The 22,902-nt window shown below is 35.6% G+C and carries 19 protein-coding genes and 1 other RNA gene; 14 read left to right on the forward strand and 6 right to left on the reverse strand.

Going from position 1 to position 22,902, the window contains the following annotated elements; all coding sequences use genetic code 11:
* Positions 1-10: 10 nt before the first annotated feature.
* Complete coding sequence (recU, locus tag MKY94_RS09120) at positions 11-610, reverse strand: Holliday junction resolvase RecU (RefSeq protein WP_151110126.1); 600 nt, start codon at positions 608-610, stop codon at positions 11-13.
* 184 nt (positions 611-794) lie between these two features.
* On the opposite strand from recU, the gene MKY94_RS09125 reads away from it, so the two are divergent.
* The 10 genes from MKY94_RS09125 (at position 795) to MKY94_RS09170 (ending at position 11,691) form a co-directional block, all read left to right on the forward strand.
* A complete protein-coding gene (locus MKY94_RS09125) occupies positions 795-950 on the forward strand; it encodes a hypothetical protein (protein WP_154310921.1) in 156 nt (51 codons plus the stop codon).
* A gap of 75 nt (positions 951-1,025) precedes the next feature.
* Positions 1,026-1,385: a YppE family protein gene (locus tag MKY94_RS09130; protein ID WP_144536823.1), complete on the forward strand. Its 360-nt coding sequence runs from the start codon at positions 1,026-1,028 to the stop codon at positions 1,383-1,385.
* A 1-nt stretch (position 1,386) separates the two neighbouring features.
* Entirely contained in the window at positions 1,387-3,666 is a 2,280-nt protein-coding gene (locus tag MKY94_RS09135; RefSeq protein WP_151110122.1) for a DEAD/DEAH box helicase, read from the forward strand.
* Positions 3,656-4,933 (forward strand): ribonuclease H-like domain-containing protein, encoded by a 1,278-nt coding sequence (locus tag MKY94_RS09140; protein ID WP_342578528.1) that lies wholly within the window; start codon positions 3,656-3,658, stop codon positions 4,931-4,933. Before MKY94_RS09135 ends, MKY94_RS09140 begins: the two co-directional genes overlap by 11 nt.
* A gap of 79 nt (positions 4,934-5,012) precedes the next feature.
* Positions 5,013-5,309: a cell division regulator GpsB gene (gpsB, locus tag MKY94_RS09145; protein ID WP_144536817.1), complete on the forward strand. Its 297-nt coding sequence runs from the start codon at positions 5,013-5,015 to the stop codon at positions 5,307-5,309.
* Positions 5,310-5,374: 65 nt separating this feature from the next.
* An RNA gene (rnpB, locus tag MKY94_RS09150) (RNase P RNA component class B) lies at positions 5,375-5,758 on the forward strand.
* 324 nt (positions 5,759-6,082) lie between these two features.
* Positions 6,083-7,834 carry an EAL domain-containing protein gene (locus tag MKY94_RS09155; RefSeq protein ID WP_342578529.1) on the forward strand — a complete coding sequence of 584 codons (1,752 nt, stop codon included), beginning with the start codon at positions 6,083-6,085 and terminating at the stop codon, positions 7,832-7,834.
* Positions 7,834-8,961, forward strand: a complete 1,128-nt coding sequence (locus MKY94_RS09160; protein WP_144536813.1) for a class I SAM-dependent RNA methyltransferase — start codon at positions 7,834-7,836, stop codon at positions 8,959-8,961. Before MKY94_RS09155 ends, MKY94_RS09160 begins: the two co-directional genes overlap by 1 nt.
* A 57-nt stretch (positions 8,962-9,018) precedes the next feature.
* The gene (locus MKY94_RS09165; protein WP_340844391.1) at positions 9,019-10,917 is read left to right on the forward strand and encodes an ATP-dependent DNA helicase; all 1,899 of its coding nucleotides are present in this window, start codon (positions 9,019-9,021) and stop codon (positions 10,915-10,917) included.
* Between the two features lie 174 nt (positions 10,918-11,091).
* Positions 11,092-11,691 carry a hypothetical protein gene (locus MKY94_RS09170; protein ID WP_342578530.1) on the forward strand — a complete coding sequence of 200 codons (600 nt, stop codon included), beginning with the start codon at positions 11,092-11,094 and terminating at the stop codon, positions 11,689-11,691.
* A gap of 726 nt (positions 11,692-12,417) precedes the next feature.
* Here MKY94_RS09170 and MKY94_RS09175 read toward each other — a convergent pair.
* From MKY94_RS09175 to MKY94_RS09190, 4 genes are all read right to left on the reverse strand, one after another.
* Positions 12,418-14,085 carry a b(o/a)3-type cytochrome-c oxidase subunit 1 gene (locus MKY94_RS09175; RefSeq protein WP_154310916.1) on the reverse strand — a complete coding sequence of 556 codons (1,668 nt, stop codon included), beginning with the start codon at positions 14,083-14,085 and terminating at the stop codon, positions 12,418-12,420.
* A 1-nt stretch (position 14,086) separates the two neighbouring features.
* On the reverse strand, positions 14,087-14,563 hold the full coding sequence (locus MKY94_RS09180; RefSeq protein ID WP_144536805.1) for a cytochrome c oxidase subunit II: 477 nt from the start codon (positions 14,561-14,563) through the stop codon (positions 14,087-14,089).
* Positions 14,564-14,583: 20 nt separating this feature from the next.
* Complete coding sequence (locus tag MKY94_RS09185; RefSeq protein ID WP_144536803.1) at positions 14,584-14,706, reverse strand: cytochrome c oxidase subunit 2A; 123 nt, start codon at positions 14,704-14,706, stop codon at positions 14,584-14,586.
* Positions 14,707-15,012: 306 nt separating this feature from the next.
* On the reverse strand, positions 15,013-15,468 hold the full coding sequence (locus MKY94_RS09190) for a chemotaxis protein CheX (RefSeq protein WP_144536801.1): 456 nt from the start codon (positions 15,466-15,468) through the stop codon (positions 15,013-15,015).
* 336 nt (positions 15,469-15,804) lie between these two features.
* On the opposite strand from MKY94_RS09190, the gene MKY94_RS09195 reads away from it, so the two are divergent.
* Positions 15,805-19,416, forward strand: coding sequence for a dynamin family protein (locus MKY94_RS09195; RefSeq protein ID WP_342578531.1), 3,612 nt, complete (start codon positions 15,805-15,807; stop codon positions 19,414-19,416).
* Complete coding sequence (locus tag MKY94_RS09200) at positions 19,413-20,228, forward strand: sulfurtransferase (RefSeq protein WP_342578532.1); 816 nt, start codon at positions 19,413-19,415, stop codon at positions 20,226-20,228. The genes MKY94_RS09195 and MKY94_RS09200 overlap by 4 nt, the downstream gene beginning before the upstream one ends.
* Positions 20,229-20,345: 117 nt before the next feature.
* Here MKY94_RS09200 and MKY94_RS09205 read toward each other — a convergent pair whose 3' ends face one another.
* Positions 20,346-20,705, reverse strand: a complete 360-nt coding sequence (locus MKY94_RS09205) for a hypothetical protein (protein WP_342578533.1) — start codon at positions 20,703-20,705, stop codon at positions 20,346-20,348.
* Between the two features lie 254 nt (positions 20,706-20,959).
* Here MKY94_RS09205 and MKY94_RS09210 point away from each other — a divergent pair, with 254 nt between their 5' ends.
* On the forward strand, positions 20,960-21,379 hold the full coding sequence (locus tag MKY94_RS09210; RefSeq protein ID WP_342578534.1) for a hypothetical protein: 420 nt from the start codon (positions 20,960-20,962) through the stop codon (positions 21,377-21,379).
* A 447-nt stretch (positions 21,380-21,826) separates the two neighbouring features.
* Entirely contained in the window at positions 21,827-22,897 is a 1,071-nt protein-coding gene (gene rlmN / locus MKY94_RS09215; RefSeq protein WP_191697474.1) for a 23S rRNA (adenine(2503)-C(2))-methyltransferase RlmN, read from the forward strand.
* Positions 22,898-22,902: the final 5 nt, after the last annotated feature.

Below are 22,902 nucleotides of genomic sequence, written 5' to 3' on the forward strand. Positions count from 1 at the left end.
CACTTTCGCTTTATACATACAAGTCATTAACTATCTTTAAATAATTGACCCTTGGTGCATATTTTGGGTTTATTTCAATCCCATATTCTTCAAATTCTTCGAGGGTTATTGATTTCCTTCCCCCCGATAGCATTCTATCCCAAAATAATTTTAAATGCTCGTAAGACAAATAAAAATATCTATCCATACTAGAAAATCGAACTAACAAGAAGCTGATCCCAAGTTGTTTAACTACTTTACCCATATGCTCTACTTGATGTAAGTGAACATTTTTCAGAGGAAAGGAAGTTTTATTTTCCGTTTCTTTTGCTTCAAAGTCAATATATTTTCCTTTGTAGACTCCGTTAAAGTCAGTAGTTGATGGGGTTCGATAATATGCTTCTTTTATAACTGCGGAGCTTCTACTTGGATAATCCACCTTGACGACCTGAATAGGTATTGGCTTTTTATAGATGACTGCAATTTCATGAGCCAGATAGTACTCGTTGGCATCATTTATCTCATCTTCTAACGTCCTACCCCTATTACTAAAAGAATAATCTTTTTTCTTTGGAATATTTGTTTTCTTGGTAGGTGTATATACTTTCCCATTAGGGTATTGAATAGCCAAGACAATCACCTCTTTTATGGTATTAGTTTATCACAAGTTAGTTAGACGAACGAGTAATCAATTTAGTTTCATTTTTGTAACTGTCGATGGACCACTAGTTTTGTCTGATGTAAAGAACCTTTGTCGAGCAGGAAGGTATTTATGATGTAGGAAGGAACTTAACAGTTAAAGGAGAGTGGACATTATGAACAAAATTGAACGCCTTATCGACCAACTTGAGCTATTGGAATATCTATTAGAAAACCGTCTGAATGAAGAACAGGATCAGTTCGAAGAAGATTTTAGTAAATCATCCTTTCGTTTACTAGGTAAAATGGAAAAATTGGAGAATAATATGTAAGGAATGTATGTTCGTCTGAAACTGGTAATATGATATGCTTTTTGATAAACTATTACTAGAATGAGAGGGATTACATTGTCATTAACAAGTGTAAATAATCAGCTTTTAAACGAGTGTGATATTTGTATAGAACGTTTTCACCGTTTCAGAGAAGAGGACCGAGAGCCTGACTTTTTTAGAGAAGTGAAGCCATATGCATATAATATAGATGAATTATTAAACGAATGGGAGCAGCTTGTTCGACCTTGGATACAGACCAAACGACCGAAATATGTCCATCCAAGCCAAATTGATTCACTACTAGAATCTATGAGGCAATTTGTTGTGCAGTCATTTTATAAAGCAACGAGTAAAAAACGTTTCTTAAAGTCTGTACATTCTTCCAAATACACATTAGAAACAATTCTTCAGGCATTGAAGGAGGTTGGAGAGTAACATGCAAAAGAATAAAAGTATTGCAGAGCTATTAGATAATTGGAGAATTGATAGCAATCGCCACCCGCAAATTGAGCATATCCATACAGTAGAGGAAAAAGATGCAATTTATGCACCTTTCCCAGAAAAAATGCATCCCTCTATTAAAAATGCTTTGAAAGGTCGTGGGGTGAGTCAACTCTATATTCATCAAAGACAAGCTTTTGATGCTGCTTCTTTAGGGAAGTCATTTACTGCTATTACTCCAACTGCCTCTGGTAAATCTCTTTGTTATCATCTTCCTGTCTTACAATCGATAATGGAAGATCCAACCTCTCGTGCCATTTATTTATTTCCGACGAAAGCATTAGCGCAGGACCAAAAAAGCGATTTAAATGAATTGATTCGAGAGAGTGGAGAAGAGATATTAAGTTTTACGTACGATGGTGATACCGAGCCGGGGATTAGACAAAAAATTAGAAAATCTGGACATATTGTGTTGACTAATCCAGATATGCTTCACTCTGGCATACTACCTCACCATACGAAATGGGTTTCCCTTTTTGAAAATCTGAAATATATTGTCATTGACGAAATTCATACATATAAAGGTGTATTTGGTAGTCATGTTGCACATGTTATTCGCAGATTGAAAAGGATCTGCGAATTTTACGGTAGTAAGCCGCAATTTATTTGTACGTCAGCTACTATTAAAAATCCTAAAGAGCTTGCAGAAAATTTAACAAATGAAACACATCAATTAATTGATCAAAACGGGGCTCCTGCTGGCAGAAAGCACTTTGTATTTTATAATCCTCCTATTATACATCCAGTATTTAATGTTAGAAGAAGTGCGGTTTTAGAGGTTAGGGATCTTGCGCAAGAGTTGTATGTAAACGGAATTCAAACTATTGTATTTGCTAAAAGTAGAGTAAGAGTGGAAATGCTAGTAACTTATTTAAAGGCTTTGGTGAGTAAAAAGATAAATGATCAATCTATTCGTGGCTACCGAGGAGGATATTTACCTTCTGAGCGAAGAGTTATCGAAAAAGGGTTGAGAGAAGGAGTCATTCGAACAGTAGTTAGCACAAATGCACTTGAGTTAGGAGTAGATATTGGCCAGCTTCAGGCTTGTATTATGACTGGGTATCCAGGAAATATTGCAAGTGCTTGGCAGCAAGCAGGTCGAGCAGGCCGTCGACAGGACGAGGCCCTTATTATTTATGTGGCTCAATCGACAGCTCTAGATCAATACGTAGTAAAGCACCCTGACTATTTTCTTGGACAATCACCTGAAGAGGTCCGGATCCATCCAGACAATATGATAATTTTGATGGACCACCTTAAATGTGCAGCCTTCGAGCTTCCATTTAGTACTAGTGATACATATGGAGAATTCTCTATTCAAGAGCTGTTAGAATTTCTTGAGAGCGAAGGAGTTCTTCTAAAGACATCGGACAAGTGGCATTGGATGTCCGAAAGCTTTCCAGCTAGTAATGTAAGTCTTAGGTCTGCTTCTCAGGACAATGTCATAATTATTGATCAATCTATTCCAACAAAAACTAGAGTGATTGGAGAAATGGACCTTTATAGTGCGATGACATTACTCCATGAAGAAGCGATCTATCTCCATCAGGGTACTCAGTTTCAAGTAGAAAAACTAGATTGGGAGGAGAAAAAGGCCTTTGTGAAGGAAGTGGACGTGGATTACTTTACTGATGCTAATATCGCAATCGAACTAAAGGTATTAAGCGAGGATAAGGAAAGGGAAGCGGATATTGGTACGCTTAGATTTGGTGATATCATTGTTCTTGCTCAGCCTACTATCTTCAAAAAGATTAAGTTCGATACCCATGATAATATTGGTTCAGGAAAAATACATCTACCGCCCCTAGAGCTTCATACCTCGTCCACTTGGTTTAGCTTCGATAAACCAAACAATTGGTCAGAAACGTTGCTTTCAGACGCAATGACAGGAGTGGCCTATGCGCTACACTCGTTTATCCCTTTATTCATACATTGTGATGCTAAGGATATTCATGTAGTACCTCAAGTAAAATCGATTAATGTAGAAAAGCCTACTTTTTATATTTATGACAGCTATCCAGGGGGAATAGGTTTATCCGAGAGAATGTTTGATCTATGGAATAATTTAGTGCCTAAGGTGACGGAGCAGATAGAAAGCTGTCCATGTACTGGTGGTTGTCCCGCTTGCATTGGCGCTCAGGACGCCGAACAAAACTTGAAAAAAGAAGTTATTAAACTCCTTCACTTATTGCAGGTGAATCAAAATGTCGTATGAAAAAAAACTATTAGAAATGAAGGGCCTATTAAAGAAAAATACTCCTGAAAAACAGCAACCCAAAAAGGAAGTGCTAGATATTGCACTTCCTTTTTATACAGAGCAATGGGAAAAGGCTGGATTAAAGCTAATAAAAAATGAAAAAGGTTTCTTCTTTTTAAAAGAAACATTTTATCGTAACAAGCATATACATGGAACTATTGGCTTGGATAAGCTTGAAGCTGCTATTTCTTTTATGCAGGAAAGATATCCAACTCATCCGCTTACTATTTCTCCAAACAGCCCTTATTGCTTTTATGACACGGAAACGACCGGTCTAAAAGGGGCTGGTGTCTTAATTTTTTTGAATGGTATTTTAAAAAAGGCTCCTGGAGGTTATTTATTGTCTCAATACGTGCTAGCAGACCCAGGACAGGAAGCTGCCTTTCTATTGGCCACTGAGTTTTGGAAAAACACTCAAACTATTATTACTTATAACGGTAAAAGCTTTGATTTGCCCCAATTAACGACAAGGTGGACAATGAATCGTAACACTTTACCACCCATGAAATCTCAAGGACAAATTGACTTAATGCACTCATCTAAAAGAATTTGGAAAGGTGATTTAGAGCGATTTAAATTAAAGCAATTAGAAGAAAGTAAATTAGGTTTTAGTCGCAAAAATGATATACCTGGTCATTTAGCTCCAATTATTTATTTTGATGCGGTTAAGCATGGTAACCCAACTAACCTTATGAGAATTTTAAAGCATAACGAATGGGATATCCTATCACTAGCAACGCTTTATACTTTATCGGTGGATCTACTAAAAGAAACCGAGGTTCAGGAAACTGCAAACACCTATACGAATATTGGAAAATGGTTTAAAGATTTAAAGTCTAAGGATGCAAGCAAGGAATGGTTCCAATTTGTATTAGATCAATTTCCAGAAAGAGAAACAAGCATGGCCTACTACTATATGGGTTTGCATTTAAAAAGGCAAAAACTGATGGATGAAAGTATCGAAGCCTTTAAGGAAGCTTTAAAAGAAATAAAAGGGAAATATCGTTTAGAAGTTCTGGTAGAACTAGCAAAGCTATATGAACATCAAAAAAAAGATTATGAAAAAGCATTAGAAATGACCCTTGAATGCCTTGAATATTGGAGAGATTCTGAAATAGATTCACATAAAGATTTTAGTAGTCAGCTCCGTATGCGGGAAATAAGAATAAAAAAGAAAATAAATATTTCCCGGGAAAGCGCACAACCTAACAAAAAACGCACTTAATCGCCCAAAAATACTCCATTATTCGACACCACTATGCTATAATACGAGTAGCGAATTGTAGACGGAAGGAAGATGCTGCATGGAATTTAAGTTAAAGGCTTCTGATATATTAGAAAAAGAATTTAAAACAGGCTTAAGAGGCTATAATCAAGAAGAAGTAGATATGTTTTTAGATGATATCATCCAAGATTATGAAGCGTTCGAAAAGAAAGTATCACAGCTGCAATTAGAAAATAAGCAACTAAGAGAAGAGTTAGCTGAGGCACCAAAACGAACAGCTCCTGTCCAACCAGCAGCTGGCGCTACTAATTTTGATATTCTAAAAAGATTATCTCATTTAGAAAAACATGTGTTTGGCGCAAAATTGTACGAGTAATATTATATTAGTAAAGAATTATTGTATATTCAGCTAACATCGTGTATAATTGGTTTACCACTTATATATTCGGGCAATCGCTGCAATGCTAGACATTGTAGAGGAAAGTCCATGCTCACACAATTCTGAGATGAATGTAGTGTTCGTGCTTAGTGAAAAAATAAACTAAGGCAGCCATTTTGGCTGACGGCGGGATGAAGGCCTAAGTCTTCGGATATGGCTGACAATCTCTGAAAGTGCCACAGTGACGGAGCTGTATAGGAAACTATACAGGTGGAACGAGGTAAACCCCACGAGTGAGAAACCCAAATTATGGTAGGGGCATTTTCTTGAAGGAATTGAACGGATAGAAAAACAGACAATAATCTGTAGATAGATGATTGCCATCCACATACGTACGAGGTAATGCACCGTTTGAGTACCGTGGAAACAAAACATGGCTTATTGAGTGTATGAGTGGCTATAATTAATAATACGGAAAGCTCTCCAATCACGGAGAGCTTTTCTTTTCTTAATAGATAAAAAAGTATATGCTTATTTATAGTATTTATATAGCTATGGGAGTGTTGTACCATTATGGTATGTAAGTAAAATACTATCGTACTGCTTCCGCACTTTTCTGATATATTTTTTGATTCTTTATAATATAATGCAAAATCTTCACTATCCTCACAAATTTTTTCTAAAATTGCTTACTACGAGATGTTTACATAGAGTCGATCATAAGATGGTCATCACCGATTATAAGAGAATAGGCATATTCCGAACAGGAGATGCAGGATGAAAGCGGGTCATTAAAGTTGAACAAAGAGCAACAACCTGAAAGCTTTTCTTCATATCCAAATAATTTAGTGGAGAAAGTATTTAATTCGACTACTGAGGGTATTATGATTACGGATGAAAAAATGCGGATTACGTTAGTAAATGCTGCGTTTGAAAAGGTTACGGGCTATGTTTTGAACGAAGTGCGAGGTGAAACTCCACGTATACTGAAGTCAGGTAGGCAAGAAAAAACATTTTACGCAACTATGTGGAATGAGTTGAAGCTTAAAGGTACCTGGCAAGGCGAAATATGGAATAAAAGAAAAAACGGAGAACTTTACCCAGAATATCTAACTATTTATAGCATACAAAACGAGCAAGGGGAAACTACTAATTACTTTGGTGTCTTTTCCGATATTTCCATAAAAAAAGTGGTAGAGAAAGAAATGGAAACGTTAACTTTCAGTGATCGCCTTACGAGTTTACCTAATAGATCTTCCTTTAACGAATTATTTTCACAAATAATCAGTGAATCTGGTTCTCAGGCAAAGCATGCAATCTTGTTTATAGATTTAGATCGCTTTAAGCAAGTAAACGCCTCACTTGGCAATGAAGTAGGGGATATCATCCTAGTTGAATTTGCTAAACGCATTAAGCAAATTATTAATAAAGACGATATTTTTGCAAGATATGGTGGAGACGAATTTTTGCTTGCTATACAGGATATTAAAAATCAAAAAGAAGCCGCCCAATATGCTTCAGAAATTATTAAATCGCTTAGCAAGCCATTCTATTTAGATGATATGGAAATTTATATCACTTCTAGTATTGGAATTGGATTATACCCTCAAGACAGCGAGGATGTTGACAAGCTTTTACACAAGGCTGACAAGGCAATGTACTTCGCTAAACAAAATGGTAGAAACCAATATGCTTTTTACTTCGAGGAATTAAAGAGGGATTCAAAGAGGCAATTGTTCCTAGAAGCTGAGTTGAGAAAGGGTATTCAGGCTAAAGATTTTAACATATACTATCAACCGAAAATTTCGCTAGATACAAATGAAATCGTTGGAGTAGAAGCTTTAGTTAGATGGCAAAATGATCAGATTGGAGTCGTATCCCCTGGCGAATTTATACCTTTAGCAGAGGACACGGGCCTTATCATTCCTTTGAGTGAGCTAATAGTTGAAAAAGTATGTTTAGATATTCTTGAATGGAGAACACTTGGTTTAAATAACCTTAATGTATCAATAAATATTGCTTCACTCCATTTTCAACAGGATAATTTTATCGAGAGAATAAATGAAATATTGATGCAATATAATTGTAGTCCACAGCAGCTTGAATTAGAATTAACAGAGCGTACGATTATGAAGGACTCCGAGATTATTATAACCAAGCTAATAAAGCTTAAAAATATGGGTTTTAAAATTTCCATTGATGATTTTGGTACAGGATACTCTTCTTTAAGCTATTTAAACCGATTTCCTTTAAACTATTTAAAAATTGATAGAAGCTTTATACAGCATATTACTTCATTAAAGGATAAACAAGCGATCGTAGAATCAATTATATTAATGTCTCATCGCTTGCAATTAAAAGTAATAGCTGAAGGTGTAGAATCCAAAGAACAAGTAAAAATCTTAAAAGAAATGAACTGCGATATTATACAAGGATATTATTACAGCAAGCCAGTTCCAAGTAAAGGGCTAATGGATTTTCTCGAGCTTTGGGAGATCCTTAAGCAAGAAGGGAAGCAATAATGACAACATTTAAATTAGTAGCAACTGCAGCAATGGGCTTAGAAGCCATCGTTGCAGAAGAAGTGAAAGCACTAGGATACGAAACAACGACTGAAAATGGAAAAGTATATTTTGAAGGAGACGAGCGGGCAATTGCAAGAGCCAATGTTTGGTTAAGAGTAGCAGATCGAGTGAAAATTGTCGCAGCTCAGTTTCCAGTAAGAACTTTTGATGAACTTTTTGAACGTACAAAGGCTATTCAATGGGAAAAGTTTCTTCCTGTGGATGCTGCATTTCCCGTTCAAGGTAAATCCGTCAAATCTACTTTATTCAGTGTTCCAGATTGTCAGGCTATTGTCAAAAAAGCGATTGTAGAAAGATTAAAGCTTGCATATAAACGAATTGGATTTCTGGATGAATCAGGTGCAACATATAAGATTGAAATAAGTATACTTAAAGATGTGGCAACAATCACCTTAGACACGAGTGGTGCTGGATTGCATAAACGTGGCTACCGACATGGCCAAGGGGAAGCTCCATTAAAGGAAACGTTAGCAGCCGCTTTGGTAAAAGTCTCTAAATGGAGCCCAAATCGTCCATTTGTCGATCCATTTTGTGGTTCTGGGACAATTCCAATAGAAGCAGCTATGATTGGCCAAAATATCGCTCCAGGCTTTAATAGAGATTTTCACAGCGAAGATTGGTCTTGGATGCCTAAAACAATTTGGGATGATGTAAGAAACGAAGCAGAGGATTTAGCTGATTATGATCAAAAATTAGAGATTATCGGCTCTGATATTGATCATAAGATGATTCAAATCGCAGAACAAAATGCATTTGAGTCAGGATTTGCAGATATAATCAGCTTTAAACAAATGCAGGCAAGTGACTTTTCAACCAATCTGACGGATGGTGTCATGATTGGTAATCCTCCTTACGGCGAACGTATAGGAGAAATCGAAGAAATTGAAAAAGTTATCAGCGATCTTGGTCATACAATGGAAACATATCCATCATGGTCGGTATATATGCTTTCTTCTATGGAGAATTTTGAGAATCTTTACGGACGTAAAGCAACTAAGAAACGTAAATTATTTAATGGATTTATTAGAACAGACTACTATCAGTTCTGGGGTAAACGTTCATAACAGTAGGGGAGACTAGCTCTCCCATGCTGTTATATTATTATTCAAGGGAGTTAGAAAATGAAGCAGGCTCTGCCATTTAAATTATCAAAAGACCGTTCTTTCTTTGAATCATTAGGAGATTGGATGGGAGACGTATTATACGATGAATTGCCAGAGAAAGGGTTTGAATGTCGTGATGAACAAATTTTCATGGCATATCAAATCGAAAAAGCATTAAAAGAAAAAAATGTATTATTTGCAGAAGCAGGCGTAGGTACAGGTAAAACGATCGCTTACTTACTTCCTGCTATTTCTTATGCAAGATATACTGGAAAACCAGCCTTGATTGCATGCGCGGATGAAACGCTAATAGAGCAATTGGTAAAAGAGGCTGGAGACATCTTTAAGCTACAAAATTATTTAGATATAAAAATCGATGTTAGGTTAGCTAAATCACGTAGCCAGTACCTATGCCTAAAACGATTGGAAGAAGCGCAAAAGGATAGCGATAACGACTTCTTTATAGAAGAAATTGAAGATGGAGTACCTGATTTCGTTTATGGCTCGTCTTCTCTTCAAAGTATCTTTCCATTTGGAGAGCGTAGCCAATTTTCAGGAGTAAGTGATGTAGACTGGCAAAAGGTTAACTTTCATCCTACTCAACAATGTACTGTCTGTGATTTACGCAATAGATGTGGGCAAACAATTCACCGTCAGCATTACAGAGAATCATCTGATTTAATCATCTGTTCCCATGACTTTTTAATGGAACACCTATGGACTAAGGATTCACGTGTTCGAGAAGGACAATTGCCATTTTTACCAGAAGTGTCGATGATTGTATTAGACGAAGGACATTTGCTAGAATTCGCAGCTCAAAAAGCGTTAACCTATGAAGTACAAAGTGAAACATTAATTCGATTACTTGAAAGAGTAATGGTAGATGGTGTTCGCGAAAAGACTTTAAACTTAATGGAAGTTCTCCAAGATACGCATGAGAAAATTTTTAGCGTTTTACGAATCGGCAGCTTTGCGGAAGAAACGGAACGTATGAAGATTAACAAGTCATCTGAGCTAATGCAGTTATGTAAGCATGCCATTAAAATTACAGATGATTTACTAGAGGAGTTCGTGTTTGAATCAGAGCTTTTTACAATTCCAGAATATGAACTTCGAATGGTAGAGGAATTTTTAGAGCAATATTCATTTTCATTGCGATTATTTACAGAGAAGGGCGATGGGGTTGAGTGGTTAGAAATAATCGATGGCTACGAAACACTTATTATCATGCCTAGATTAGTTACAGACATTTTAAATGAAAAGCTATTTTCTACCAAGCTTCCGATCATCTTTTCATCTGCTACATTATCGATTGAAAAAGATTTTACGTATTTGGCAGATTCGTTAGGAATAGAAAAGTTTCAATCATTCTCAGTGCCATCTCCGTTTGACTACGATGAAGTGATGAAAGTTAAAACGCATCATATTAGCCAGGAAGAGAAGGTTAGTGAAGTCGATCATTTATTGAAAGCAAAGCAACAAACACTTATTTTGTTTAAATCAAAAGCTGCGATGGATAAATTTAGGTCCTCCACATGTACTGATGATATTGCATATGAAGGGGATCGTGAGCTTTCCACAATCGTCAAAGAATTTCAAAATGGAGAGTTTTCTACACTTTGCTCTTATCATCTTTGGGAAGGCTTAGATTTGCCTAAAGAAGCATTAACTAGAGTAATTATTTATGATTTGCCTTTCCCACCGGTAGATCCGTTATTTGATGCCAAACGTTCATTTTCTAATAATCCATTTGAAGAAGTGGAGCTGCCGTTCATGCTGCTTAGACTTCAGCAAGGAATAGGTCGACTAATTCGTACCTCTGAAGACTACGGTGAAATTCACCTATTGTTGAACGAAAAAGAAGCGCCATTAGAGGGACGTTTTGTAGGGATTTTGCCAACACCAATTTCAAATTAATTTTAAATAGCCTTTTTCTTTTAATTTTGTGGATGTAAACCACTCATTCCTTATGAATTTTAAGGAATTTGTTTGTTATACATTGGACGAATATAAAAGGAAAAGGTTTTTTAACGAATCCCTTTAAATTGAATAATATAAATAACAGGGCGTATGTCTCAAGAATTTAAAAAGGTGGGATTGAGTATACAAAATATGGATGATACAGTTTATTTAAACAAGGACGATATTACTAGTGATTTTCATTATGCTAATACAGAAGAGAAAATGACTGGTCCATGGTTTGACAATTTAACTTTTTTACAAATGAACCATCCAAAAAATATTCATCAACAAAATGAAGTAGCTAATAAAGACACATCAAAACAGCCATCGGAAGAATTAAATGAGATAGTAAAAATAAAGCGACCTACGATTATAAGAAGAAAATGTGGTAGATCATTATTGACATCTTCCACTGATTACAAATTTATATTAATGGACGCTAAGAAGAGCAAGAAGGATAGCAGCATGCTAAACTGTTTGAAAGTAGCCAGAAGCACACTAAAGCCTTATTATAACCTTTTAAACAATAGCTATATCTCTATCAAACCTAAAGAAAAATATAAAAGAGCTCATCTATTCACCTCTTCACAAACAATGGAATTAGATGATTATAACTACGAATTAGAATTGATGGCTTACATGGAATATGAAGATAATCAAACAGACTTGGAAAGAAAACCACATTTAATACTGCAAGATTCATCTGTGTTATTAGACCAACATTTATGATCTATCCTGAATATTACAATTTGTTGGCATATGTATCTAAAATAAATACTGTAAGTGTAATTATACGGAGAAAAAAAGGCAAATAACCATCCGTGGAACCTGTTAAAAGTAATATCGAAGTTTTATCTATGGCACCGTAGAAATAGAGGATGCTGGAGTTTCAACTCCTCCTAATTTGATGTCTGGGCTTGGTTCATAGAAACTAAGCTCATTTTTAAATATATAAATATATAGTAAATTGGGTTGAAGAGACTTAATTAGCTTTATCCAGATATGCTTGGTGAAGAGAGGGGGGACTGCTTGGTATATTTGTAGCATTCTTCAAAAGAGGCTGGGACATAAGTAGATTCATGCTACATAAAAATGCTGTGAGTTGATTCTTATTACAATCTATAAAGAAAAGAATACTTCATTCTGAGTGAATGCGTTTTGATAGACATTTATTTAACTGAAGATATCTTCTTTTATATGTGAAGGTATGTGCAGTTTTCACTTGATATCGAAGATAACTCGGGGTGTTTGGATCGGAGACGGCGACTCCTAGGGGACAAGCGTGTGGTAGAGACTACAGGCTCGAGCAGTGCCCCCAGGAAATCGTCCGCTGTAGCAGAGAACACCAACTGTAAGTAGAAAAAGCCCCGGAAATTTACTAAACGGTAAATTTCCCGGACTCTTGAATTTTTAAGGTGGGTTTTATCCCAGCTTCGTAATATTAAGATTTTGAAGTTACCAGAATTTATACCCTTTTGAACCTGGAGGAGCATTCTGAAGCATATCGAACACTGGAACTGTATAAGCAAACAAGATTAAGAAGATACAAATAGTCAACCAGATCTTCCAGTTTTCCAAAACCATTGGAGTTTTTTCTGCATTTTCAGAAACCTCGCCAATTGGGAATTCTGTTTCTCCTTTAGGAGCAAACCATACTAGGTGGACGATGATATACAATACCAAGATGATACCGATGAATAAAATCGTACCACCAACTGCCTGAGCTATCTGATAGCCAATCCAATCAGTTGCTTGTGCAGAATCACCATAGGTAGAGAAATCTGAACGGCGAGGAGCACCCATTAAACCAGCTATATGCATAGCTCCAGACATGATGGACATACCTACTGCCCATACAATAGCTTGTATAATTGCTAGCTTATTCATTTGTTTAGTCAACACTCTACCAGTAAGATGAGGAATTAACCAATAAGCGGCACCAAAGAATGTTAAAACAACTGTTGTTGCTAAAGTGAGATGAAAGTGACCAGTAACCCAGATAGTATTATGTACTACTTGGTTCATTTGGTTAGATGCATTAATAATACCTCCAGCTCCAGCAGGGATGAAGGCTGCCATACCGATGAATGGTACAACGAATCGAGCATCCTTCCATGGAAGCTTTTTAAACCATCCAAATAACCCTTTTCCTCCAAGCTGTCTTCCGCGAATTTCAAATGTAGCGAACATGGAGAAAGCAGTTAGAAGGGAAGGTATAACAACCATCATTGTCAAAACTACTTGCAAGTATTTCCAGAAAGAATCAATACCAGGCTCTGTCAATTGGTGATGGAATCCAACAGGAATAGAGAAAATCAAGAAAAGCATAAAGGAAAGTCTTGCAAGTGCATCCGAATAAATTTTCCCGCCAATAATTTTAGGAATGATTACGTACCAAACCATATAAGCAGGTAATAGCCAGAAATATACTAATGGGTGACCAAAATACCAGAAAAGTGTACGAGAAAGAAGAATATCAATCTTATCTACCCAGCCTAATGACCAAGGAATCAATTGGAAAACTACCTCAACTGCAACACCAAGTGAACAAATGATCCACATAGTTAAGTTTACGATTACCATAAAAGTTAATAATGGGCTTGGTTCTCCTGGATTAGCTTTGCGCCATTCTCTATATTTCATTATAAGGCCAGCTCCACCAATCCAAGAGCCTACGACTACCAGGGCCAATCCCACATAGAAGATCCAATGTGCTTGTAGGGGTGCATAGAAAGTGTACAGAACAGATGCTTCATTTAATAAAACCATTACTGCAGCAGCAGTTGTTCCGATTGTCATTGTCCAGAACCCAATCCAGCCAAGCATTCTTTGCTTATCTGTCAATGTGCCGGCAGTGCGACTTACAGCAGCAATTTGGAAACCAAAGATAAAATAAGTTGTTAAGATAAGTGCTAATAAAACCCCATGAACCGTTAATAATTGATAGTATCCGATTCCCCAAGGAAGAGTAAATTGTCCAGAACGTACTAGTGTTTGTAATAGTCCACAAAGTCCTCCGATTAAAAGTGCAATGAATGCTACATGGATGTGAGCCATTGCGAGCTTGCCATCACGACGATCTACCTTCACAAAGCTTTGTGCTTTTTCTGTTATTGTTGCCATGTTACTCAACCACCTTTAACTTCGATGTCATAGAAGTGTGTCCTATGCCACAATATTCGTTACATAATATTAAATACTCTCCAGCTTTATCTACTGTTGTTACGTATTCTGAAACGTAGCCAGGTTCTAGCATCATATTAATATTCGTACCTACTATTTGAAAGCCATGAATTACGTCTTTTGTTGTTGCGATAAATTTAACAGTCGACCCGAGTGGTACTTCAAATTCTTGTGGATTATAGAAGAAAGCAGAAGCAACGACTACTACCTCGTAATCCCATTCCTTACCTTCGACCTTATGAACTCCAGGATTATTAAAAGGAGCAATTTCATCTACTCGCTCAGGATCAATATATACTTTTGCACTAGGTGGATGAGAACCGTAATGAAATGCGCTAAAGCCAACTATAATTAAGAATAAAACCAAAGACCCTACCCCGAATGTTATCCACCATTTTTCATACTTGTGAATATGCATAACCTTTAACCTCCAATGATTTAAAATCTGTCAATAAATAAATAGAATGCCAGAAACCAAGTTACTAATATAAAGATTCCCACTACGCTAACAGATATTAACGTGCCCTTAAGTTCTGGTTCTTTATTGTGTTTTTTGGACATCAGTCGTACACCTCCAAAATATTCTTCTTTTTATCTATAGCTACATCATAAATTTAAATATTTATGTATGATGTGATATTTCTCACACATACAAAGGTATTATGTGAAGATAATGTGAAATAAATTAAAAGTCATAGAAGTGGAAGGGAGATTAGTGAAGATAGTTGCAGTTCAGACTCTTGAGAAACAGAGTGCTAGCTAAAGATCTTATCCTTTAAATTAGCTCAAGGTCCTTAGGGATTGCCAAATAAAAAAGAATCCTTTATTTAAAAGGATTCTAAGTTTTATATGTATTCTTATTGATAGTTAGTCCTCGTCTATTGTAAGAATAATAGTCATAAGGCCTATGTCTTCGGTTTCTACAGGCAAGCGAAAGGCATGATGAAAACCAAATAGTTTACTCTTGCCAACAATGACAGTTGGCGGTGTAATATCAATCTCTAAACCTTCTTGGGCAACAGTAGTACACAAGTTGCCTGCAATCATATTTCCGAGTTCACCAGTAAAAGATTCGAGCATTTCGCCCTCGAGAGGCATGCCGAACATAGAGGCGCCGACGGAGGAGAAGAATTGGGAGGATGCATCAACAATAATTCTTCCCTTAATGTCTCCAACAATTCCTATGAGAACGCCCATCTCTTCCTGATCAAATGGTTGAATCATTAGTGTGGGAGACTTAAAACTAAGGTTAAGAGGAATAACAGACTTTAATGATTGAATGGTACCATTTAAAAGTGTTTTAATATGCTTGGAATTACCCATTTTATCCCCTCCTAATAGTAAAGATGAATCAATTTTATCATATTGTCTAGTTAAAAAGAATATATTTTGTAGTCAATTGTTGAAAAATGTGATAACATCTAAATGAGAATGAATATCAAGTTCAGTTGAGAGGGAGATTGTCATGGTATTTATATTAATTGGATCGACTGTAGTTATATACAGCGTAATAACTAAACACATTTTAAATTCTATTACACCACAACCAAAATAATAGTAGTACAGTGATGACTTTATGAACAATAAAGTCATCTTTTTTTATATTTTCTGATATGATATACATATTGTTAAAGAATAAAAAGGGGAAATAAATTTCACATGAATCCATTAGAGGAATTACAGAAAATCAAAGAATCGAATGCTTTACTAGCGACAATTTTTAAACAAAACAATGATGAAGAGAGATATGCAAAATCAAAACTTTTTGCAGAAAAAATAGAAAAGGGAACATTTACAATTGCTTTTGCAGGTCATTTTTCAGCAGGGAAATCAAGTATGATTAATGCCCTTGTAGATGAACAACTATTACCAACAAGTCCCATACCAACCTCTGCGAATATAGTTACGGTAAGCAAAGCGGATAAGAATTTTGCTATTGTCCACTTTGTAAATGATGCTCCGGTCAAATTCTCTGGGGAATATGATATTGGACAAGTAAAAAAATATTCCAAGGACGGGAGTAAAGTTTCTCAAATAGAAATTGGACATCAAACCTCGGAGCTTCCTAAAGGGATTATAGTTATGGACACACCGGGAGTGGATTCAACGGATGATGCACATCGTGTATCAACAGAGTCTGCATTACATCTAGCAGATATCGTGTTTTATGTTATGGATTATAATCATGTGCAATCCGAGCTGAATTTTCAATTTACTAAACAGCTGCTTCACTACAATGAAAATATTTATTTAATCGTAAATCAGGTTGATAAACACAGAGAAGAGGAATTATCTTTCACTGAGTATAAACAATCTGTTTCTACAGCTTTCAATGCTTGGAATGTCGAGCCAAAGGATATCTTTTATACTTCATTAAAAAACAAAGAAATAGTACATAATGATTTTCAACAAGTTAGGCAGATCGTTAAAGAATCTATACAACATAAAGAAGAACTTTTCCTACGGTCAGCATCAGCTACTCTAAAAAAGCTAAAGGATGAACATATAAAATTTTTAGAAGAGGAAAAAAAAGACTTACAGCAGGAACTAAGTTATTTACTCACAGAAGAAGATTGGAGCAATGTTGAAGAAATATTAGATCAGCTGGAAACTTCAGAGAAGCAAATACAGCTCCAAGAGAGCGGTGCGTGGAAAAAGACATTTGAAACGAGCAGGAAGGCTATATTGGAAAACGCTTCAATTATGACTTATGAAATGCGTGACCTTTTAAAACAATATGCAGAAAGTAGGCAGGATTCATTTAAGGTTGGTTTCATCGGAAGCAAGAAAAAAACAGAAGAAGAAAGAAAAAGAAGGTTAGCAGAAGCAATTCAGATGCTAGATAAAATTGTAGCTACTAATATTACTACACATATAAAAGATTTAATGAAGGGTCTTTTAAAGGATGTTAGCTTGTTAAATGAAGAAAAGGCAAACGAAATAAATAATATGTCCTTCTCTTTACCTGAGGAAATCATCGCAGACACTATGCATAGTGGGGCAAGTGTTACGGGAGATGCAATACTGAACTATGCTAATAGAGTAAATGATGCAGTTATTAGATATTATGTGAAAGAAACTGACCGATGGAAGGATGAAAATTCAAATTATATCGAACTACATTCATCCAATCAAGATGTGCGGTTAGGGGATAAAACGAATGTTTTAAAGGAAAAGCAAGAAGCTATATCAAAAGTGTCTGATATAGAAGAAAGAATAGAAAATCTGGATAAGCAATTATCGACACCTTCGATCCAGTTTAGGAAAGATAGAGATCATCTTCTAGATGAATGGGAGAAAGAACGCTTGTCCTTCGAGCGCTCTATAGTAGAGTACGTTGATAAAGCTAGTGAAGAAACAGAAGTAATTTCCCCTGTCTTAATAGAGGAAGAGATATTAGAGGAAAGTGCTACATTACCTTTAGATGAAGTAGTACAAAGGGCAAACAAAATTGGAGAGATTTTATCGGAGCTTCCTGATTTTAAGGACGCCGCGTCTGTTATTAAGAAAAAGGCAATGCGTGTTCAAAACCAACAATTTACAATTGCTCTATTTGGTGCCTTTAGTGCAGGAAAATCAAGCTTTTCTAATGCCTTAATGGGAGCGGATGTTCTGCCGGTTTCTCCAAACCCTACAACCGCTGCCATCAATAAAATACATCCAATTTCTAAAGAACATCTGCACAATACCGCTGATGTTACTTTAAAATCTAAAGAACAGTTACTCGATGATGTAAAGTTTGCCTTTTTACAATTGGGTAAAAACGTTATTTCATTAGAGGATGCATACGAAAAGGCTCCTTCTGCCTTAAGTGAATCAGCTGCAGAAGAAGTGCATAAGTCATTTGTAAATGCTTTCTATAAAGGATATCCTGATGTACGGAATCACCTAGGTGAGATACTAAATGTGGATGATCAAGAATTTTCCCTTTATGTGGCAGAGGAATCGAAAAGCTGTTTTGTTGATTACATTGACTTTTATTATGATTGTGAGTTAACTAGATTAGGCGTCACTTTAGTAGATACACCAGGTGCAGATTCCATCAATGCAAGACATACTGGTGTTGCGTTCGATTATATACGAAATGCAGATGCCGTTCTTTTTGTCACATACTTTAATCATGCTTTTGCAAAGGCTGATAGAGAATTTCTTATTCAGCTTGGTCGTGTTAAAGATTCCTTTGAACTAGATAAAATGTTTTTCGTTGTAAACGCCATTGATCTTGCAAGCAACGAGGAAGAGGCTAACTTAGTTAAACAGTACGTAAAAGACGAACTGCAGCGATTTGGAATTCGATTTCCTAGGGTGTATGGAGTCTCTAGTCTTCAAGCTTTAAAAGAAAAGCAAAACAAAGAAAGACTTCATCAAGGCATGGAACATTTTGAAGAAGCATTCCATCATTTTTTGGAAAAAGATCTTAAACAAATTGCTATAACTTCATTAGAAGAGGAATCTAATCGACAAAAAAATAAATTGCTTTCTTTAATAGAACAAACGGAGGCTAACTTAGCTAGAAAAGATGAACGACTTTCTGAGCTTAGCGATCAGGAACTAAAAATAAGGAATCGTTATACTGAATACAAGTCTGTATCTTTAAATAAGGATGCGGTTCAGGAATTGGAATCCCTTCTTTTTTACGTATTACAACGTGTGTATTATCGATTCAACGAATTTTTTAAGGAAGCGTATAATCCTTCGCTTTTCTCTAATTATAATGCATCCACGGCTTTGGACTTAGCATTGAGGGATATACTTCAAATGATTCGTTTTGATCTGGAGCAGGAAGTCCGTGTAACGAATTTCCGACTGCTACAATATATTCAAAAACAAATGACTCAAATAGATAAAGAAGAAATGCGAGTATTAAAGGAATGGAATGGGAGCTTAACTTATAGCCCTCATGAAAGTGAAGACTACGAATTACTAGAGTTTGTTGGCCCCTTTAAAGACAAAGACAAATATACTCATGTAAAATCATATTTTAAAAGTGCTAAGTCATTTTTTGAAAAAAATGAAAAAGAAAAACTAAGAGATGCTCTATCCGAGCAAACAAAAGTTGAGGCAGCTGCTTATTTAGATGATGAAAAAAAACGTTTAGTAAAATGGCTAACTATCTATGCAGAGAAGGAAGTAGAAAATGCTCGCTTAAAATGGTTAAATGAATCCTTAACTCAGTTGGAGGCAGAAAGAAGATTACTGGAGCAGGAAGAAACACTAGCTAAGTGGAAGGATATCTATAAGAAATTAGAGACTGGAGGTAACGAAAAATGACAAAGGTATTTATAGAGCTTTCAGAAATAGATATAAAGTCTTCAAGATTTATTGATACGCGCTTTATCTTGGGGGAACCTTCCGCAGGCTATGAAGCATTTAAAGAATGCCATGTGAGTGGAGCAGTTTATTGGAATCTTGAAAAAGACCTCTCTGATATGGACGATTTTAAAGGTAGACATCCGATGATTTCTAAGGAAAAAATGATTGAGCTTGTACAAAACTCAGGTTTAAATTTAGATGATAAAATTATTATTTATGATCAAGGGGAAGCTCCTTTTGCATTAAGAGCTTATTTCTTACTGGAATGGGCAGGGTTTAAAAATGTAAGAGTTTTACGCCAAAGCTTTGAAATGATAAAACAGCAACTTCCAATAACTGATGAAGTGGCTCAATATACGAAGTCGAATATGACTCCACTTTGGAATGACGAAATTTATTTAACTATGGATGAAGTGCGAGATATTGCAAATGGAAAAAGGGACGGACAGTTAATAGATGCTCGTTCTTCGGCTAGGTATCGGGGAGAAATAGAGCCTATTGATCATATAGCAGGTCATATTCCAACAGCAATAAATTATGACTGGGAGCAACTAAAGCGAGATGGTGCATTTTTGGAGCAAGAACTAATGGAATCTCAGCTAAGCAACCTTTCTAATAAGGATAAGCCTGTCATTGCATACTGTGGGAGCGGAGTAACGGCAGCTCCATTATACGCAAGCTTAAAAGAAGCTGGTTACAAGGATGTAAAATTGTATGTAGGTAGTTACAGTGACTGGATCCGAGAAAATGATGTAGAGAAATCTAACTAATAATAAAGAGACCATATCTTCTAGGGGATTGGTCTCTTTATTATTAGGTTTAATTTTTTGAAAAGCTTAAGATTTGCATTTAGATAATTTTATAGCTTTTTACGACTTCTGTTGAGTTCACTCTTTTTTAAACAGGTATTTTTTGTTTATATATGCTCCTTCACTGGTAACGATTACTTCTGCATATGGTATTCCAAATACAGTATAAGTGTTTAGAATAATATACGGTAGTTGTTCATCTTCATCGATCTGATTACTATCAATCTCATATGAAACTACTAATAGCTGATCAAATGAATTTTGAAAAATATTATTAAATGTACCTAAGTTAAAATCATTCCACTCAGAATCATTATGTACGTTTGTATAAAGCAAACTGGTTGGTAAAAAAGCAATGAGACAAAAAATAAAAGATATTAACTTTAAAAATGCTTTACCTGAACTATAATTTATCCTTCTTCGTTTACGGTACCTCATATTAAACAACTCCAATACTTGTTTTTAAACGCTATAGCAACTTATTCGAATTGTCCTGTAAACATGAATAAATTTAGTTCAAAGACCCATTGGTTGAATTAGAAACGATATAAAATAATGCGGAGTTTAGGTAAATTCATTCATAATCGAAAGAAAATGATACAATAAGGGATTTGCTACGTCTAACTTGACTAATAAAGAAATTGGAAGGGAATGGTTGATCTTTGAGGAAGAAAATGGCCCTTTATTTATCAATGGTTTTTACTTCAGTCGTTCTTTTTGGCTGTCAATTCGAAGAAAGCACTGTAAATAAACCTAGTACTCAGCAGTATTTAGAAGAAAATGAAAAAGTGGAGACAGATGTAGAATTTTCAGTGGTTACTCTTACAATGATAAAAGAGGGTACATCAATTGTTTTTGATGATTACAATGCACTTGAGCAATTTAAAAGCATAATTTCAAGCGCGGTAAAAGAAAATGGAATCGTAAATATAGCCAATCCAGATTATTCTGTAGATATAATCAATGAAAATGAAGACAAACAGGTTTTACATCTTTGGTTGGGTGGAGCATTTGAAGAAAGTACCTTAATGAATACAAATGACACTCACACTATTTATATTCTTCCTAGTGAATCTACCAATAAGATATTGGATTTAATAGAACAGGTCTAAAAGATAATCTTTTAACGACAATAAGCTTTATCTCTTTACTATTATCCCCTTAACTAAAAAATATTTTAGTTAAGGGGATAATTAGCATTTTACCAATTAAACACGAATATTTCTCATTCCGCTTATTGGAACGACCGGCGGTTACTCCAGCGGGATGAGTGAAACAGATAAGACAGCACAAACGAGGCAAAAGCCACGGTTATGGCTTATCACTCATCTCGTGGAACGCGTCCGCCTAAAGTGGAAATCAAGTAAACTAAACGCATTGGTAAGAATATTTTTGCTTAGGCTCGTCTAATATTATTTAAGTTAACAGAGTAGTTCGCTTGTTTTTGGAGAAACTAAATAATATCTTTTTAAGGGTATTTCATATATAATAAATTGTCGTATAAAAGAATTTGGTGTATAATAGGCAAATTGTATGTGTAAGAAAAGAGGGGCTAAATAATGAAAAAATCAATTTATGGTCTAACAAGAGACCAATTAATAGAGTGGTTAATGGAACATGGACAAAAGAAATTCCGTGCTGAACAGGTATGGGATTGGTTATATATTAAACGAGTACAGAGCTTTGAGGAAATGACGAATGTAAATAAAGATTGTCTTAAGCTATTAGAAGATAATTTTGTAATCCAAACCTTGAAGGAAAATGTAAAACAAGAGTCTGCTGATGGAACGATCAAATTCCTATTTGAAATGCAGGATGGAAATTTAATCGAAACAGTTTTAATGCGATTTAAATACGGCTTGTCTGTATGTGTAACAACACAAGTAGGCTGTAATATTGGCTGTAGTTTCTGTGCAAGTGGTCTGTTAAAGAAAAGCCGAGATTTAGATGCTGGAGAGATTGTCGGGCAAATTATGAAGGTACAGGAGCATTTAGATGAATTACAGAAGGATGAGCGCGTTAGCCACATCGTAGTAATGGGTATTGGTGAACCATTTGATAATTATAAAAACCTTATGAATTTCTTAAGAACAGTGAATGATCAAAAAGGTCTTGCTATCGGTGCGCGCCATATAACAGTTTCTACAAGTGGGTTAGCTAAGAAGATTATGGACTTTGCAAACGAAAATATTCAAGTTAACCTTGCAGTTTCCTTACACGCTCCAAATGACGAGCTTCGTTCTAAAATTATGGTTATCAATAAGGCGTTTCCAATTGAGAAAGTTATGGCTGCTGTTGACTATTATTTAGAAAAAACAAACCGTCGTATTACATTTGAATATATTCTTCTTAAAGATGTAAATGATCATGTTGAAGAAGCACAGCAATTGGCGAAGCTACTGGAAAATAAACGACATCTTTCTTATGTTAACTTGATTCCATACAATCCAGTTGACGAGCATGGCCAATACCAACGTAGCACAGAAAAGTCTATTAGTTCATTCTTCCAAACTTTAAAAAATAGCGGTATTAACTGTGGAGTGAGAATGGAACAGGGAACTGATATTGATGCTGCTTGTGGCCAATTACGTAGTAAACAAATTAAAAAAGAAAAAGCTGGAGCAAAATAATACAC

The organism is Psychrobacillus sp. FSL K6-2843, from assembly GCF_038626375.1.
Classification (GTDB): domain Bacteria; phylum Bacillota; class Bacilli; order Bacillales_A; family Planococcaceae; genus Psychrobacillus; species Psychrobacillus faecigallinarum.